Below are 17,041 nucleotides of genomic sequence, written 5' to 3'. Positions count from 1 at the left end.
CGCGATGGGTATTTTCTCCATTGCCAACCAGCATATCCGCTTTGCGGTAAAACTGGCCTGCGCGATTGTACTGGCGCTGTTCGTTGGCTTTCACTTCCAGCTTGAGACCCCTCGCTGGGCGGTACTGACCGCAGCCATTGTGGCGGCAGGCCCTGCCTTTGCCGCTGGCGGAGAACCTTATTCAGGCGCTATCCGCTATCGCGGCATGTTGCGTATTGTCGGGACATTTATCGGCTGTATTGCCGCACTGATCATTATCATCAGCATGATCCGCGCCCCGCTATTGATGATCCTGGTGTGTTGTATCTGGGCCGGTTTTTGTACCTGGATCTCTTCACTGGTAAAGATCGAAAACTCCTATGCCTGGGGGCTTTCGGGTTACACGGCTCTGATTATCGTCATTACCATTCAGGCGGAGCCTCTGCTGACGCCACAATTTGCGCTTGAACGCTGCAGCGAGATTGTGATGGGGATTGTCTGCGCTATCATCGCCGACCTGCTCTTTTCGCCCCGTTCAGTGAAACAGGAGATAGATGTCGAGTTAGACAGTCTTCTGGTGGCGCAATATCAGCTTATGCAACTGTGTATAAAGCATGGCGATAGCGAAGAGGTGGACAAGGCCTGGGGCGCTTTAGTTCGTCGTACGGCGGCGCTTGAAGGTATGCGCAGCAACCTGAACATGGAATCCTCACGCTGGGTGCGCGCCAATCGTAGACTCAAGGCATTGAATACGCTGTCGCTCACACTCATCACGCAGTCCTGCGAAACCTATCTTATTCAGAATACGCGACCAGAACTGATTACAGATACCTTCCGCGAGTTGTTTGATACGCCGGTTGAAACGGTGCAGGACGTACATAAACAATTGAAGCGGATGCGCCGCGTGATTGTCTGGACCGGTGAGCGTGATACGCCAGTGACGATCTATAGCTGGGCCGGCGCGGCGACGCGCTACCTGCTGTTGAAACGCGGTGTGGTCAGCAATACCAAAATTAGCGCTATTGAAGAAGAGATCCTGCAAGGCGAACCGGTGGTGAAGGTGGAATCCGCCGAACATCACCATGCGCTGGTCAACTTCTGGCGTACTACGCTGTCCTGTGTGCTGGGAACCTTATTCTGGTTGTGGACCGGCTGGACATCAGGTAGCGGCGCGATGGTCATGATAGCAGTCGTCACCTCGCTGGCCATGCGTTTGCCTAACCCCCGCATGGTGGCCATCGACTTTATCTATGGCACGCTGGCAGCATTGCCGCTGGGGGCGCTCTATTTTCTGGTGATTATCCCCAATACCCAGCAAAGCATGTTGTTGCTGTGTCTGAGTCTGGCGGTGCTGGGATTCTTTCTGGGTATTGAGGTGCAGAAGCGGCGTCTGGGCTCAATGGGGGCGCTGGCGAGCACCATTAACATTATCGTGCTTGATAACCCGATGACGTTCCACTTTAGTCAGTTCCTCGACAGTGCACTGGGGCAGATTGTCGGCTGCGTATTGGCGTTTATCGTTATTCTGTTGGTGCGGGATAACTCGCGTGACAGAACAGGTCGTGTGTTGCTTAACCAGTTTGTGTCGGCAGCGGTTTCCGCAATGACCACCAATGTTGTGCGCCGTAAAGAAAACCACCTTCCGGCGTTGTATCAGCAGCTGTTTTTACTGATGAACAAATTCCCCGGTGATCTGGCAAAGTTCCGCCTGGCACTGACGATGATTATTGCTCACCAGCGTTTACGTGATGCGCCTGTACCGGTAAACGACGATTTATCGGCGTTTCATCGCCAGCTTCGCCGTACCGCCGATCAAGTTATTTCTGCAGTCAATGATGACAAACGCCGACGCTACTTTGGTCAGTTGCTGGAGGAGCTTGATATCTACCAGGAAAAATTAACGCTTTGGGAAGCCCCGCCTCAGGTGACGGAGCCAGTGAAACGACTCACGGGAATGTTGCACAAATACCAGCATGCGCTGACCAGCAATTCATAACTCATCTAACCGGAAGAGGATATCTCTTCCGGTTTCAGTTTTACCGCCCCTGTAATGTCATGATAAACGCGTTCATTAATGTGGAGAGCTGTTCGTCGTACCAGTAGGCATAAAGATCGGCTGGAATAGGGTCATTCAACGGTAAGAAACGAACGCCTGGCCAGTGGATCAATCCGCAGGTTTCTGGCAGCAAAGAGAGACCAATTCCTGCGCTAACCAGCGCCAGCGCTGTTTGCGGTTCGTTAACCTGGTGGGTAATCAGAGGATAAAATCCTACCTCAACACAGCGGTCATGTACCTGACGGGCGAAATTGCTTTGATTGAATGAAAGCGAAATGATGGGGCGTTCAGCGAGCATCGCCAGTGAGACGCTTTGGTGTTGGCAGAGAGGATCGTGTTCAGGTACGGCGAGAGCAACCGCTTCGCGGGAAATCAATTGGCTACGAATATTCGTCTCGGATTGGGGCAGTACGTTCCGGCTAATCGCAATATCAATCGTCCGGGCATGCAAGGCTTCAATTTGCTGATGTTGGGAAAGCTCCTGCAAACTCCAGTTTACGTACGGCTGTTGCTTCTTAAAGTCCTTTAGACGTGTCAGCAGCGTTCCCCACAATGCGCTACCGACTATCCCAATGTTGAAATGCTGATGTTCGCTACGGCCAATCTGCCGCACATAATTGAGGGATTGATCGGTGGTACTCAGGATACGATCGACTTCCGTTTTCAATACCTGTCCGGCTCGCGTGAGAACCACTTTACGGCTGGTACGTTCAAATAGCGTCGTTTCAAGGATCTCTTCCAGTTCTTTAATCTGCATACTCAACGGCGGTTGAGAGATGTTTAACCGGGCCGCGGCCCGGCCAAAGTGCAGCTCGTCAGCGAGAACCTGAAAATAACGCAATGTTCGAAGACGAATTCGGCTATTGGCCTGGAGATCAATCATGCTGGTTACGCGTAAGAGAGGGAGAGAAACGGCATCATGCCGTCCTCCCCAAAGCTTGTCAAACCGCAGCGGATGGCGGGCGGGCGAGACGCTCGGCCTGGCTGCAGGTGACAGCGATAACCAGCGTCAGCAGTAACACACAATAGGCGACAGTTGACGTATTCACCGCACCCTGCAGACCAAAGTGGCTGTTTACCATGGAGGAGACGCTGGCAAACAGTAGCGTGCCCACTGTGCCGCACGTCAACAAGGCGGAGATCAAGGTTGGTGAACTGCGACTCACCTGCAGTGAACCATAGCTCATCAGGCCGGAGAATAAACCGGAGTTAAAGAAACCCAACACGCCGCACGCTATCAGAATCAGCGTGGTATTGTTGCTGTTGGCAATTAGCGCAATAGAGACCAGACCAATGCTTGCGCAGATCAGCAGGAAAGTGCGCAGTTTCATCCATTTCACGGTGAACTGATTCAGGAACAGGCCAATGGCTTTCGTCACCCAATACACAGTAGTGAATAGCGCGGCATCCTGCGCCTGAAGTGTAAAACGCGATTGCAGGTAGCCCGGTGTCCACATGGTAAAAATGGGTTCAGCCAGCAGGAAAGCAAAGAGAGTAAAACAGATCAAATAGACAGAGATCCCCCAGGGTTCTGACTCTTCCGTTTTCTCGTGTTGCTGCGGCTGCGCAGCCTCTGTCGATGGGAAGCGACAACGCAGGGTAAGTGCCAACATCAACGCGCCCAGACCGCCCATAATCCCATACATCGCAATCCAACTGGCACCCAGTTTAAACATCCAGGCTAACAGTAAGGAAAGGGTTGCTCCGGCAAAGCTGAAAAAGAAATCGGTAAAAATCAGGCTGGAAGAGCGGCTCTTTTCATCGGGATTAATACGGACCACCAGATAACTGCCGATGGTCATAAACACGCCCCCGCAGGCACCAATTCCGGCCACTGCAACGCTAAACAGCGTTAAGGTTGGTTGGATAAAAAGTACTACGCTGATAATCACGGTGAGCGTTGCAGCAATAACTAATGGTTTTTTCAGCCCCCATTTTTTCATCAGAATGCCGCCAAGCATAATAGGCACAAACATTCCGATGTTCATCAGAGTAAAGACCTGCCCGATAAAGCTGGGGTCTTTATGAAAAGCGGCACAAAGTGGCCCAAGCACAATCCCCAGTGTCGACACCAGTGCGCCAACAAAGTAATAGCTCAGGTACGAAACGGCATTGAGATTTGCGCGAGAAAACTGATTGTCTGGCATAACTTTTCTCCAGACGGAGCAGGACGACCTGTCCGTCTACGGAACCACGATCAGGCGTACTGCTTGAGGAACTGGCTGATCAAACGAATAAAATCTTCGGTTACCATGGCAGCGCATTTCAGCGTTTGTTCATGGGAAAGCTCAACATCACTGAGACCTTCAGCCATATTTGTGATGGCTGAAACGGCCAGTACTTTCAGGCCACAGTGGCGTGCAGCTATCACTTCCGGTACCACCGACATACCGACGACATCGCCGCCCATACGCTGCATCATGCGAATCTCCGCAGCCGTCTCAAAATTAGGTCCAGGATAAGAGACAAAAACCCCTTCATGAAGCGTGATACCCAACTGCTCTGCGGCACCGTGAAGCTGCTGGCGCAGTTCGCGATCGTATGCGTTAGCGAGGCTAAAGAAGCGAGGACCAAAGCGTTCATCGTTCGGCCCGACAAGTGGGGTAGATGGCATGGTGTTGATGTGATCGTTGAGGGCGACCAGACTACCTGCAGGAATATCTACGTTCAGCGAACCCGCGGCGTTGGTACAGAATAAAAATTCGCAGCCCAACAGTTTAAAGGTACGTACGGCATGGGTCATGATGCCCATTCCCAGCCCTTCATAAAAATGCCCACGTCCCTTCATGCAGATGAGGTCGATACCATAAAGCGTTCCCATCACCACTTCCCCGGCATGGCCGATTACAGTGCTGACCGGAAACCCAGGTAATTGTTGATATGAAAGCGTGGTTTTATTTTCCATGCGATCGGCAAGAGCCCCCAGACCTGACCCAAGTATCAGAGCGATACGTGGATGAAAATTGGGTTTTGCAGAACGCAGAATTTCAGCCGCTTCATACGGGGTATCGTTGACAACAGACATGGACATATCGACTCCAGAGACTATTTAGTTGCATGCATTTTGTGGAGGCTTCAATTACAAATCCAATATGATAAATGCGGTTATTGATATGATTTTTATATTGAAAAAATCAGATAAATATCGGATCTATTATTTTTCAGAAAGTTATGGCCAACCTGTTTCATACTGTTTCCGAAACGCAGTCATAGGATTGCACAAAAATGTGATGTATCTCTCTTTGTCTAAACGATGAACAGTTCATTCCTGACGTATTACGCACACTGAGGCAGGGCTATACTTAAGACGAGTATTTAGCTGGGGGTGGTAAACGATGCCTGGACCGCAGGAACATAAAATTTTGCTGGCGGGATAGGGGAAACAGGTTGAGGAAGACCCTGCATATCGGTGGTCTGTGGAGTAACTGGCGTCGGGATGGTGGCTATAGATGAATATCTATACGTTTGATTTTGACGAGATTGAAAATCAGAGTGATTTCTACCGTGAGTTTGCACGTACATTCGGTCTGGCCCGGGAAAAGGTGGTTGATTTAGATTCTTTGTGGGAGGTTGTGGTTGGGGAAATCTTGCCTTTACCTCTGGAAATCGAATTTGTTCATTTACCGGATAAGTTACGCAGGCGATATGGCGCGCTGATTTTACTGTTCGATGAAGCAGAAGAAGAGCTCGAAGGACAGTTACGCTTTAACGTTCGTCACTCAAAACAGGTATAAAAAAGCCCCCGGCAGGCGGGGGCAAGTCGTCGGACTAGACGACGAGGGTTTATTTGTACAATTCTGCGGTTGCATGCCAGTGAGCACCTTCACGGAGTTCAGTGACACGATAGCTGCTGGCGCCCGCTTTTTCTGCTTTAGCGGCGATTGCCTGACGCATATCCATTGGTGAGCTACCGATCTGAGATACAGAGATGGTACCCATGGATTGCAGATTCTGTGCTTCTTGCGAGTTCACCTGATTAACAGCGGCGCTTGCACCGAAAGAGAGAACTGAGAGAAGGCTTAAAGTTGCAACAGTGGTTTTGATTTTCATGATATTTACCTCGTCGAATTCTTTTACTAGGGGTCTTTGTTTCGTGACCCTCATCACAAAATCAAGTATACACTAATCACGTGATAAATTAATACCACGCTAATTGTTTCTATGGTAATCAAGTGTTAAAAAAAATTTTTTTTATAACTATATGGAATTAAAAATACAGGTTAGAACTTATTTTTGAAAATAAAATCAATAAATTCATGAGGATATGATATTTTGCAAATTGTGCGTTTTTGATTGGGATCATTCACTGTGTGAATGTATTTTGGCGGTGAAACGCACTATTTGTTAAATGTTCGGTAGTGGAAAGTTGAGAAGGGGAGCAGAAAAGAGAGATTTTTCCCCGCCACAGGGCGTGACGGGGAAGGGGATTACAGTTCTTGTTCAAACAGTTCCAGAATGGCTTCGTACAGGTCTTTGACCGTAAAACCTTTGGCCGGTGTGGTGAAGATGGTATCGTCACCAGCAATCGTTCCAAGAATACCTTCTGCTTTACCCAGTGAATCCAGCAGGCGGGCAATTAGCTGCGCAGCGCCTGGGCTGGTATGAATAACGACAACGGCATCGTTGTAGTCGATATCCAGCACCAGATTTTTCAACGGGCTTGACGTTGTCGGGACTCCCAGCTCTGCAGGCAGACAGTACACCATTTCCATTTTCGCATTGCGGGTACGCACGGCACCAAACTTGGTCAGCATGCGTGAAACCTTGGACTGGTTGATATTATCAAAGCCCTGATCCTGCAACGCGAGGACGATTTCGCCCTGAGAGCTGAATTTTTCTTCTTTAAGCAGCGCTTTAAACGCCTTTACTAATTCTTCTTGTTTTGCCGAGCTTCGCATAAGTCACCCGTAATATGGCGGTAGAAACAACATTATTGTGCATACAGATGAATTTTTATGCAAACGGTCTGCCTCGTTCAAGGCTGAAATAATGTTATGAAAGAGCGGAATTTTATCAAATTTCGTTATCAAGAAACATGCCTGTGTCACGGCTCGCAAATAAGATTAAAAGTAAATTAAATGTTATCAAATTGATGTTGTTTTGAGATGGCTGTAGGGTATATTGTCAGCACCTGTTGGAAAGTTGCTCTACTGTGCGAGTGGTTTTGAATTACGTAACTTAGGTTTTATTTTACGTAAGTTAAATGCATAAAAGCCAAATTTGCGTGACTACGCATTCTTGACGCGTGGTTATTGAATTCGTTGGATTTGTGAATTAAGGTCGCCGCCGCGGAGCAATAGACATTTTGCTTATCAATATAATAAGGAGTTTAGGATGAAAGTTGCAGTCCTCGGCGCTGCTGGTGGTATCGGTCAGGCGCTAGCATTACTGTTAAAAACCCAACTGCCTTCAGGTTCAGAACTCTCCCTGTACGACATCGCTCCAGTAACGCCTGGTGTGGCCGTTGATTTGAGCCATATCCCTACTGCTGTGAAAATCAAAGGCTTCAGCGGTGAAGATGCGACCCCTGCACTGGAAGGTGCTGACGTGGTGCTGATTTCTGCGGGTGTTGCACGTAAACCAGGTATGGACCGTTCTGACCTGTTTAACGTGAATGCTGGCATCGTGAAGAATCTGGTGCAGCAGGTTGCTACAACTTGCCCGAAAGCGTGTATCGGTATCATCACTAACCCAGTGAACACGACCGTTGCTATCGCTGCTGAAGTGCTGAAAAAAGCAGGCGTATACGATAAGAACAAACTGTTTGGCGTAACTACGCTGGACATCATCCGCTCCAACACCTTTGTGGCGGAACTGAAAGGCAAGCAGCCTGGCGACGTTGAAGTCCCGGTTATCGGTGGACACTCTGGTGTGACCATTCTGCCGCTGCTGTCACAAATTCCTGGTGTAAGCTTCACTGAACAAGAAGCGGCTGACCTGACCAAACGTATCCAGAACGCGGGTACTGAAGTTGTGGAAGCAAAAGCCGGTGGCGGGTCTGCAACCCTGTCTATGGGTCAGGCTGCAGCACGTTTCGGTCTGTCACTGGTTCGCGCGCTGAGCGGCGAAAAAGGTGTGGTGGAATGTGCTTACGTTGAAGGCGATGGCCAGTATGCTCGCTTCTTCTCTCAGCCGCTGCTGCTGGGCAAAAATGGCGTAGAAGAACGTCAGTCCATCGGTAAACTGAGCGCGTTCGAACAAAGCTCGCTGGAAGGCATGCTGGATACGCTGAAGAAAGATATCACGCTGGGCGAAGAGTTCGTTAAATAACTCTTTTCGGTAGGCCTGATAAGACGTTTTGCGTCGCCATCAGGCATACAGATGCCGGATGCGGTGTAAACACCTTATCCGGCCTACAAGCCCATCGAAATGTTAAAAAAACCGGATGATTTCCGGTTTTTTTATATCCGCGTTAGTTCGTCGCCGGATATTCCTGAATCGTGACCTGCAGCGTCAACTGCTTGTCATCGCGCATCACGACCACGGAGATAACCGAACCGGGGCGAATCTCAGCGACCTGATCCATGGTCTCCAGCGCTGATACTGCCGGTTTATTATTTACCGAAATGATGAGGTCGTTGACCTGAATTCCGGCCTGGGCCGCCGGGCCATCCGGTGCCACTTCGTTAACCACAATCCCCTGAATTTGATCCATCCCGCCGCCCTGGGCGTGCAGCGGTGCAATTTCGCGGCCGCTGATGCCGATGTAGCCACGAATAACGCGCCCGTCGCGGATCAGCTTATCCATGATTTTCGTCGCCAACTGAAACGGAATGGCAAAGCCAATCCCTTCCGGCGTTTCACCATCATTGCTTTTATCAAACGACAGTGTGTTAATCCCCATCAACTCACCCAGAGAGTTAACCAGCGCACCGCCAGAGTTACCATGGTTAATGGAGGCATCCGTTTGCAGGAAGTTTTGCCGGCCCGTTGGGTTCAGGCCAATACGCCCCGTTGCGCTGATGATCCCCTGAGTGATGGTTTGCCCAAGGTTGTACGGGTTACCAATGGCAAGCACGACATCACCAATATGCGGTACACGTTTGTTATTAATCGGGATCGTCGGCAACCCGCCTGCTGCGTTGATTTTCAGCACCGCAAGGTCGGTTAAGGTATCGGAGCCAACAAGCAGCGCTTCAAAGACACGCCCATCCTGCAATGCGACGATGATTTGGTCGGCATCATTAATGACGTGCTTGTTGGTAATGATATAGCCGCGCTGATCCATGATCACGCCTGAACCGAGCGTGCGGATCTCAAGCTGGTTATGCGTCGTGCTGTTCATACTGCGGTTGTACACGTTGACCACGGCAGGCGCAGCACGGCGAACTGCCGGGTTATAGCTGGCAGGTGTTTCATCTGTGCTGTCGAACTGTGGTGCGGTAAGCGTATTAATTTTGCGCAGAGAGGGCATCGCGGCCAGCAGAATGGCGCCGACGATTAAACCAATCGCGACCGAACGTAAAAGCTTCACAAACATGATGGCGGCGTCATTAAAAAAGGGAACGGCAGCAGCATATCACGAGTTTACCGGACATCACACGGGGGGCTGATGTCCGGTTGTCCAGGTTAACGCAAAAGCAGGTAAATACTCTCGTTTCCACGAACGACCTGCAGAGCAATGATTGACGGTTTCGTTTCCAGCACTTTACGCATTTCGGCAATCGAGTTCACCCGATCGCGGTTAACGGCGATGATGACGTCATCTTTATGCAGGCCGGCCTGTGCGGCTGGGCTACTTTTTTCAACGTTATCAATTCGAATACCTTTGGCACCGTCTTTTAGCTGCCCGTCGCTGAGCGTGGCCCCTTGCAACGCCGGTGCAATCATTTCCGCACTGGCGGAAGATGATGTACTGGTATCCAGCGTCACTTCAACTTCCAATGGTTTACCGTTACGCAGCAGGCCCAGTTTGACTTTGGTCCCCGGTTCGGTTGTCGCAATACGTGAACGCAGTTCGGCGAAACTACTGAGCGGTTTGCCGTTAAGACTGGTAATAACATCACCGGATTTCACGCCCGCTTTTGCGGAACCTGAGTTAGGCAGAACTTCGCTGACAAACGCGCCACGTTGTACATCCAGTTTGAATGCTTTAGCGATGTCAGCGGTCATTTCAGTACCTTTAATACCCAGCAGGCCGCGTTTGATTTCGCCAAACTGCATTAACTGCTGCGCCAGCGTACGCGCCATGTTACTGGGGATAGCAAAGCCGATCCCAATGCTGCCGCCGCCAGGCGCCAGAATGGCGGTGTTGATACCAATCAGCTCACCGTTGAGGTTGAGCAACGCACCGCCAGAGTTACCGCGGTTAATAGACGCATCGGTCTGAATAAAGTTTTCCAGACCTTCCAGGTTCAACCCGCTACGACCCAAAGCCGATACGATGCCGGAGGTGGCAGTTTGCCCCAAACCAAACGGGTTACCCACGGCTACCGCGAAATCACCCACGCGGAGTTTGTCGGAGTCGGCAATGGCAATTTGCGTCAGGTTGCTGGGATGTTGAATTTGCAGCAGAGCGATGTCGCTCTGATCGTCGCTGCCGATAAGCTTAGCGTCGAACTCGCGGCCATCGTTCAGCTGAACGCTAATTTTCTGTGCCTGATTAATAACGTGGTTGTTGGTCAGAACATAGCCTTTGGCAGCGTCAATAATGACCCCGGAACCTAACCCTTCAAAAGGTTGGGAAGGTTGATCGGGCAGTTCATCACCAAAAAACTTTTTGAACTCTTCCGGGACTTTCTGCCCCTGAGTGGCGGTACCTTCGACTCTCACGCTAACCACGGCTGGTAACACTTTTTCCAGCATCGGGGCGAGGCTGGGAAGCGCTGCCTGTCCGGGGACCTGGCCGGGAATCGACGCAACGGCCTGGAATGGCGCCGAGAGAGTTAACCCGACACTTAACGCTAATGCACTCAACAGCTGGGTTTGTTTTTTCATGGATCCTGCTCTCGTACCTTGAGTAAACGGAAGATGATTCAAAACAGTTTGATGTTATTGAATTTTCGGTTTGGTCACAATGAGGCTAACGACTAAATAATAGCTGGGACGGGAAGAGAAGCAGAGGGCGCAATTGCTGCGCCCCATAAATTTCTTAACGATGTGCAGTTAGTCGCGCTTTGCGCCACTACGCAGCAGGCCGGAAGCCCCTTCGGAATAGTCACGCGGCATCTGAACCGGCGCCTGATCGTTACCCGCTTCAGACTCAGCCAGACGATTGCGGAATGGGTTGTTTTCCGCTGACATGCCCGGCAGCAGGTTGCTGGAGCTTTTCGCCATATGCTGGTAGATCTGACGATAATCGTCCGCCATGTTATCCAGCAATTCAGCGCTGCGGGCAAAGTGGCTCACCAGCTCTTCGCGGTACTCTTCCAGTTCAGCTTTGTTCTTTTCCAGTTCATACTGTAATGCCTGCTGTTGGCGTAATTTACGATTACCAAAACGCATGGCTACAGCACCAATAATGATACCGACGACTAACCCAATTAGCGCATATTCCCAGGTCATGAACATCTCCCGTTGTCTTTTGTTTCCGTAGGGTGTTGGCTTTAGGCTCCATGCCTGCGCCTGATTATGCCACTATAACCGCTAATCCCGTAGAAGTGGAATCCCGTGTTTATATCACGTAATGTAGAACGGCCTTTTTTTCGTCAACCGTGAGCGACGGCACATCGATTCTCAAGGAATAACAATAACATCATGCAAAGCCTTTCCCCGACATCGCGATACCTGCAGGCCCTTAACGACGGCAGCCATCAACCCGACAACGTACAACAAGAAGCGGTGAATCGACTGGAAACGATTTACCAGGAGCTCACGACGATTACACCTCCAGCGGCGCAGGAGAGTGGACTGATGGCCCGCTTTGGTAAATTGCTGGGTAAGCGTGAGCCGAAGGAAAACACGCCGGTGCGTGGTCTGTATATGTGGGGGGGCGTAGGGCGTGGAAAAACCTGGCTGATGGATCTGTTCTACCATAGCCTGCCGGGCGGACGTAAACAGCGTTTGCACTTTCACCGTTTTATGCTGCGCGTCCATGAAGAGCTTACCGCCCTGCAGGGGCAGAGCGATCCGCTGGAAATCATTGCCGACCGTTTTAAGGCCGAAACGGACGTGCTGTGCTTTGACGAGTTTTTTGTTTCTGACATCACCGATGCCATGCTGCTCGGCGGTCTGATGAAGGCGCTGTTTGCCCGTGGCATTACGCTGGTCGCGACCTCCAATATTCCGCCAGATGAACTGTATCGTAACGGTTTGCAACGTACGCGCTTCCTTCCCGCTATCGAAGCCATTAAACAGTATTGCGACATCATGAACGTGGACGCCGGCGTTGACTACCGGTTACGTACGTTAACTCAGGCACACTTATGGCTGTCCCCGCTTAATGATGAAACGCAGCGGCAGATGGATAAGCTCTGGCTGGCCTTGGCGGGCGCGAAAGGTGATCACGCGCCGACGCTGGAGATTAACCACCGCCCGATGCAGACGCTGGCCGTTGAGAACCAGACGCTGGCGGTATCGTTCACTACGTTGTGCGTCGATGCTCGCAGTCAGCACGATTACATCGCCTTGTCGCGCCTGTTCCACACGGTGCTGCTGTCTGATGTACCGGTCATGACGACGCTGATGGAGAGTGAGGCACGACGCTTTATCGCGCTGGTGGATGAGTTCTACGAACGCCACGTTAAGCTGGTGGTCAGCGCCGCAGCGCCTTTATATGAAATCTACCAGGGCGAGCGCCTGAAGTTTGAATTCCAGCGTTGTTTGTCGCGTTTGCAGGAGATGCAAAGCGAGGAGTATCTGAAGCGGGAACATTTAGCTGGTTAAACCTGCCGCAAATCACATAAAGGGGTCGATCTTTGACCCTGACTTCTCTATAATCTTGCGACCCCACGTTACGAGAGAGTTTTTTTCCCAAAACTTTCTATGCGCCGGCATAGGCTATTCGAAGGGGTAGGTTTGCTGGACAATGTCGTGTGAACCTCAACTGACAAAACGTTTGGGTGTTCACCAACGTGTAACTTATTTATTTGGGTAAGCTTTTAATGAAAACTTTTACAGCTAAACCAGAAACCGTAAAACGCGACTGGTATGTTGTTGACGCGACCGGTAAAACTCTGGGCCGTCTGGCTTCCGAACTGGCTCTGCGCCTGCGCGGTAAGCACAAAGCGGAATACACTCCGCACGTAGATACCGGTGATTACATCATCGTTCTGAACGCTGACAAAGTTGCTGTAACCGGCAACAAGCGTACTGACAAAGTGTACTATCACCACACCGGCCACATCGGTGGTATCAAACAAGCGACCTTTGAAGAGATGATTGCTCGCCGTCCTGAGCGTGTGCTTGAAATCGCGGTTAAAGGCATGCTGCCAAAAGGCCCGCTGGGTCGTGCTATGTTCCGTAAACTGAAAGTTTACGCTGGCAACGAGCACAACCACGCGGCACAGCAACCGCAAGTTCTTGACATCTAATCGGGATTATAGGCAATGGCTGAAAATCAATACTACGGCACTGGTCGCCGCAAAAGTTCCGCAGCTCGCGTTTTCATCAAACCGGGTAGCGGTAAAATCGTAATCAACCAACGTTCTCTGGAACAGTACTTCGGTCGTGAAACTGCCCGCATGGTAGTTCGTCAGCCGCTGGAACTGGTCGACATGGTTGAGAAACTGGATCTGTACATCACTGTTAAAGGTGGTGGTATCTCTGGTCAGGCTGGTGCGATCCGTCACGGTATCACCCGCGCTCTGATGGAGTACGACGAGTCCCTGCGTGGCGAACTGCGTAAAGCTGGCTTCGTTACCCGTGATGCTCGTCAGGTTGAACGTAAGAAAGTCGGTCTGCGTAAAGCACGTCGTCGTCCTCAGTTCTCCAAACGTTAATTGTACTCTGCTCCGGCAGACGACAATTTGCGAAAAAACCCGCTTCGGCGGGTTTTTTTATGGTTATTTTCTCCGCGTAGAACCACGGTAATTCGCTGATTGCCACCTCTTTTTCCCCATTTCCAGAATCGACTCACCACAAAGGTCACAAAATCTGGTAAACTATCATCCAATTTTCTGCCCAAATGTCCGGTATCGCTCATTTTTTGTTTGTATTTTGAACAGTAATGGCTTTCCCGAATCTGGGTGACATCACTTCTGGCTGGTCACATAGTGGCTGGTAGCAGTAAAAATTCTGAATATACCTGGAGGTTTTCATGGCTGTCGCTGCCAACAAACGTTCGGTAATGACGCTGTTTTCTGGTCCTACTGACATCTATAGCCATCAGGTCCGCATTGTGCTGGCTGAGAAAGGTGTTAGTTTCGAGATTGAGCACGTGGAGAAGGACAATCCACCGCAGGATCTGATCGACCTCAACCCGAATCAGAGCGTACCGACACTGGTGGATCGTGAGCTGACCCTGTGGGAATCTCGCATCATTATGGAATACCTGGATGAGCGTTTCCCGCATCCTCCGCTGATGCCGGTTTACCCGGTTGCGCGTGGTGAGAGCCGCCTGTACATGCAGCGTATTGAAAAAGACTGGTACACGCTGATGAACGTCATCGTGAACGGTTCCGCATCTGAAGCCGATGTTGCACGTAAACGTCTGCGTGAAGAGTTGCTGGCAATTGCCCCAGTCTTTGGTCAAAAACCGTATTTCCTGAGCGATGAGTTCAGCCTGGTCGATTGCTACCTGGCGCCGCTGCTGTGGCGTTTACCGCAGCTGGGTATTGAATTCAACGGTGCAGGTTCGAAAGAACTGAAAGGGTATATGACCCGCGTCTTTGAACGTGACTCTTTCCTGGCTTCTCTGACTGAGCCTGAACGTGAAATGCGTCTGGGCCGGGGTTAACCTGTATGGATTTGCCACAGTTAACGCCACGCCGTCCGTATCTGCTGCGCGCATTCTATGAGTGGTTGCTAGACAACCAGCTCACGCCGCACCTGGTGGTGGATGTGACGCTCCAGGACGTGCAGGTTCCGATGGAATATGCACGTGACGGGCAAATTGTTTTGAATATTGCGCCGCGTGCCGTGGGCAATCTGGAACTGGCAAACGACGAAGTGCGCTTTAACGCGCGCTTTGGCGGCGTGCCGCGCAACGTTTCCGTACCACTGGCGGCGGTACTCGCGATCTATGCCCGTGAAAACGGCGCAGGAACGATGTTTGAACCTGAAGCGGCCTATGACGAAGATGTCGACAGCCTCAATGATGACGATGTCGCGCCTGAGAGCGAAAACGAAACGGTGATGTCGGTGATTGATGGCGATAAACCGGATAATCACGATGACGATCCTGACGACACACCGCCGCCTCCTCGCGGTGGGCGTCCGGCGCTACGCGTAGTGAAATAATCAAACAGGCCCTTGCGGGCCTGTTTTGCATTCTGCGTCAGATATCAATAAAACAGCGCGATAGTGGCAATCATATTGACCACAAATCCTATCGCCATTGGGATGGCTGTCCGTTTTACTACCTCAAAAGGCGACACGCCAGCAATACCCGATGTCACGACAATCACAGCGGTAATCGGTGAAACCGCACGTGCCAGCGTGGTGGCGAAGTGCATCGGCATAATCATCACAACCGCAGGAATATGCAGCCCCGCAGCAATATCCGGGATCAGACTGGCGAATGACATAAACGGTGCATTCCCGGATCCCATTACAATTGCGCAGGCGGCGATAACCACGGCCATAATGATCATCACACCGATACCGCCAAGCCCGGAGTGTTCCGCACCTTTAATCACCGCATCGACGGTGCCGATAGTGGTTAAACCCTTGGCAAAGATCTCACCGGCCACCACCAGTGTGACGACGTTGGCAAACTGTGTTCCCATGCCGTCAAAAAACGCCTGCACATCATCCATAGTCTCACGCAGATTATGTTTATGAAAAAACTCCACAAACATGGTCAGCGACAAACTCATTAGCATCACCACCACCAGATTCAACTCTGCCTGCATTAATCCCATATGCGCCAGCAACAGCGAGCCCAACATCAGGAGCAGCGGCATCACCGGTAAAATGGCGTAATAGAGTGGCGGCACATCTTCCAGCGTCTTTTGTTCATTGAAGCCTGTGCTGTCTGGTTGTGTTTTTTGATCAAACCGGCGTTGAACGAAGAAGTGTGCGATGGCGACGGCGATGATGACGCAGGATGCGACAGGAAGTTGGTAGTGGAAGAAATAAGTGGCTATTTTCATCCCCGCAACCTGTGCGGCGAAAATTGAGTTAGTTTCCAGAATGCCCCATTCAATCGACATCGAAGTGGCAATGACCGCTACCGCGGATAAACGGCTCACGCCCAGGCTGACCAGCGTTGGGAAGAGCGTAACCATCAGCAGCATGCCCAATCCGGAAGCACTGGTGATGAACTGTGCCATGATTTGACCAATTACATACGTCGCGGCAAGCACAATATAGGGTGAGTGGATGTGCTTAAGTGGGCGGCTCAACAGGCTGACCATTGCCCGGCTGGCTCCCATTCTGTCCATATAGCGGGCATAACCGCCCACCGCCATGATGGATAACCCCAGTCCGGCCGCCCGGTTTGAGAGCATACGAAGAATTTCATTATAAATATCGACCAGCAGATAACCGCTGCTTTTGTCGCTGGCGACCAGTGCGCCGTACCCCAACCAGACGCCGCAGATCATCAGGAAGATCCCGGCTGCTGCCAGTACTACCTGTGGTTTGTAGTTTTTGAGGATCAGGTAACCCATCGTTAATAAAACGATGACAGAGATAATAATGCCGAACATTTTTTCACTCCATGCCAGAGAAGAAGATAAATCCGGTAATAACGCTGTTTTAAATGCGGATGTTATATTTTTTCTGGCATGTGTTTTGGAGTGGATATCGTGTTTTTATAATCGAGGTTTGGTTATTTTTTGTTTTAAAATAGTGGCTTATGATTTATTTTAAAGATGATATTCGCAGATTTCATAAAGTTAGTTTTATCCCATGGTAATAAAAAACTGTCCGCTCAATCATTCATATTTAAATATATGAATTTTA

Annotated in this window: 17 protein-coding genes; 8 read left to right on the top strand and 9 right to left on the bottom strand. The window is 50.6% G+C overall.

Annotated features, from left to right (window positions below; all coding sequences use genetic code 11):
- The first annotated feature begins 4 nt into the window (after positions 1-4).
- A complete protein-coding gene (aaeB, locus tag SK32_RS17645) occupies positions 5-1,975 on the top strand; it encodes a p-hydroxybenzoic acid efflux pump subunit AaeB (RefSeq protein ID WP_048213453.1) in 1,971 nt (656 codons plus the stop codon).
- A gap of 40 nt (positions 1,976-2,015) precedes the next feature.
- Here the strand turns inward: aaeB and SK32_RS17640 are convergent, their stop codons facing one another.
- The 3 genes from SK32_RS17640 to xapA are packed head-to-tail and all read right to left on the bottom strand — an operon-like array spanning position 2,016 to position 5,066.
- On the bottom strand, positions 2,016-2,918 hold the full coding sequence (locus tag SK32_RS17640) for a LysR family transcriptional regulator (protein ID WP_048213452.1): 903 nt from the start codon (positions 2,916-2,918) through the stop codon (positions 2,016-2,018).
- 58 nt (positions 2,919-2,976) lie between these two features.
- Entirely contained in the window at positions 2,977-4,182 is a 1,206-nt protein-coding gene (gene tsgA / locus SK32_RS17635; protein WP_048213451.1) for an MFS transporter TsgA, read from the bottom strand.
- A 50-nt stretch (positions 4,183-4,232) separates the two neighbouring features.
- Positions 4,233-5,066: a xanthosine phosphorylase gene (gene xapA / locus SK32_RS17630; protein WP_048213450.1), complete on the bottom strand. Its 834-nt coding sequence runs from the start codon at positions 5,064-5,066 to the stop codon at positions 4,233-4,235.
- A 418-nt stretch (positions 5,067-5,484) separates the two neighbouring features.
- Here xapA and SK32_RS17625 point away from each other — a divergent pair, with 418 nt between their 5' ends.
- Complete coding sequence (locus tag SK32_RS17625) at positions 5,485-5,769, top strand: barstar family protein (protein WP_048213449.1); 285 nt, start codon at positions 5,485-5,487, stop codon at positions 5,767-5,769.
- A gap of 49 nt (positions 5,770-5,818) precedes the next feature.
- Here the strand turns inward: SK32_RS17625 and yhcN are convergent, their stop codons facing one another.
- Positions 5,819-6,085 carry a peroxide/acid stress response protein YhcN gene (yhcN, locus tag SK32_RS17620; RefSeq protein WP_005121357.1) on the bottom strand — a complete coding sequence of 89 codons (267 nt, stop codon included), beginning with the start codon at positions 6,083-6,085 and terminating at the stop codon, positions 5,819-5,821.
- A gap of 377 nt (positions 6,086-6,462) precedes the next feature.
- Positions 6,463-6,933 (bottom strand): transcriptional regulator ArgR, encoded by a 471-nt coding sequence (gene argR / locus SK32_RS17615; RefSeq protein ID WP_003025162.1) that lies wholly within the window; start codon positions 6,931-6,933, stop codon positions 6,463-6,465.
- A gap of 436 nt (positions 6,934-7,369) precedes the next feature.
- Between argR and mdh the strand changes: the two genes are divergently transcribed.
- A complete protein-coding gene (gene mdh / locus SK32_RS17610) occupies positions 7,370-8,305 on the top strand; it encodes a malate dehydrogenase (RefSeq protein WP_040234161.1) in 936 nt (311 codons plus the stop codon).
- Positions 8,306-8,447: 142 nt separating this feature from the next.
- Here mdh and degS read toward each other — a convergent pair whose 3' ends face one another.
- From degS to zapG, 3 genes are all read right to left on the bottom strand, one after another.
- A complete protein-coding gene (degS, locus tag SK32_RS17605; RefSeq protein WP_048213448.1) occupies positions 8,448-9,515 on the bottom strand; it encodes an outer membrane-stress sensor serine endopeptidase DegS in 1,068 nt (355 codons plus the stop codon).
- A gap of 89 nt (positions 9,516-9,604) precedes the next feature.
- Entirely contained in the window at positions 9,605-10,972 is a 1,368-nt protein-coding gene (degQ, locus tag SK32_RS17600; protein ID WP_048213447.1) for a serine endoprotease DegQ, read from the bottom strand.
- Between the two features lie 168 nt (positions 10,973-11,140).
- Positions 11,141-11,539 (bottom strand): Z-ring associated protein ZapG, encoded by a 399-nt coding sequence (zapG, locus tag SK32_RS17595; RefSeq protein WP_048213446.1) that lies wholly within the window; start codon positions 11,537-11,539, stop codon positions 11,141-11,143.
- A gap of 192 nt (positions 11,540-11,731) precedes the next feature.
- On the opposite strand from zapG, the gene zapE reads away from it, so the two are divergent.
- From zapE to sspB, 5 genes are all read left to right on the top strand, one after another.
- A complete protein-coding gene (gene zapE, locus SK32_RS17590; RefSeq protein ID WP_048213445.1) occupies positions 11,732-12,859 on the top strand; it encodes a cell division protein ZapE in 1,128 nt (375 codons plus the stop codon).
- A gap of 218 nt (positions 12,860-13,077) precedes the next feature.
- A complete protein-coding gene (rplM, locus tag SK32_RS17585; protein ID WP_003025141.1) occupies positions 13,078-13,506 on the top strand; it encodes a 50S ribosomal protein L13 in 429 nt (142 codons plus the stop codon).
- A gap of 15 nt (positions 13,507-13,521) precedes the next feature.
- Positions 13,522-13,914 (top strand): 30S ribosomal protein S9, encoded by a 393-nt coding sequence (rpsI, locus tag SK32_RS17580; protein ID WP_003025138.1) that lies wholly within the window; start codon positions 13,522-13,524, stop codon positions 13,912-13,914.
- A 317-nt stretch (positions 13,915-14,231) separates the two neighbouring features.
- The gene (sspA, locus tag SK32_RS17575) at positions 14,232-14,870 is read left to right on the top strand and encodes a stringent starvation protein SspA (protein ID WP_048213444.1); all 639 of its coding nucleotides are present in this window, start codon (positions 14,232-14,234) and stop codon (positions 14,868-14,870) included.
- Positions 14,871-14,875: 5 nt separating this feature from the next.
- Positions 14,876-15,373 carry a ClpXP protease specificity-enhancing factor gene (gene sspB, locus SK32_RS17570; RefSeq protein ID WP_048213443.1) on the top strand — a complete coding sequence of 166 codons (498 nt, stop codon included), beginning with the start codon at positions 14,876-14,878 and terminating at the stop codon, positions 15,371-15,373.
- A 44-nt stretch (positions 15,374-15,417) separates the two neighbouring features.
- On the opposite strand, the gene dcuC is transcribed toward sspB, so the two are convergent.
- Positions 15,418-16,785 (bottom strand): anaerobic C4-dicarboxylate transporter DcuC, encoded by a 1,368-nt coding sequence (dcuC, locus tag SK32_RS17565; RefSeq protein WP_048213442.1) that lies wholly within the window; start codon positions 16,783-16,785, stop codon positions 15,418-15,420.
- Positions 16,786-17,041 lie beyond the last annotated feature (256 nt).

Source organism: Citrobacter sp. MGH100 (genome assembly GCF_001034465.1).
GTDB lineage: Bacteria > Pseudomonadota > Gammaproteobacteria > Enterobacterales > Enterobacteriaceae > Citrobacter > Citrobacter youngae.
This window is presented reverse-complemented; position numbering and strand designations above follow the sequence as displayed.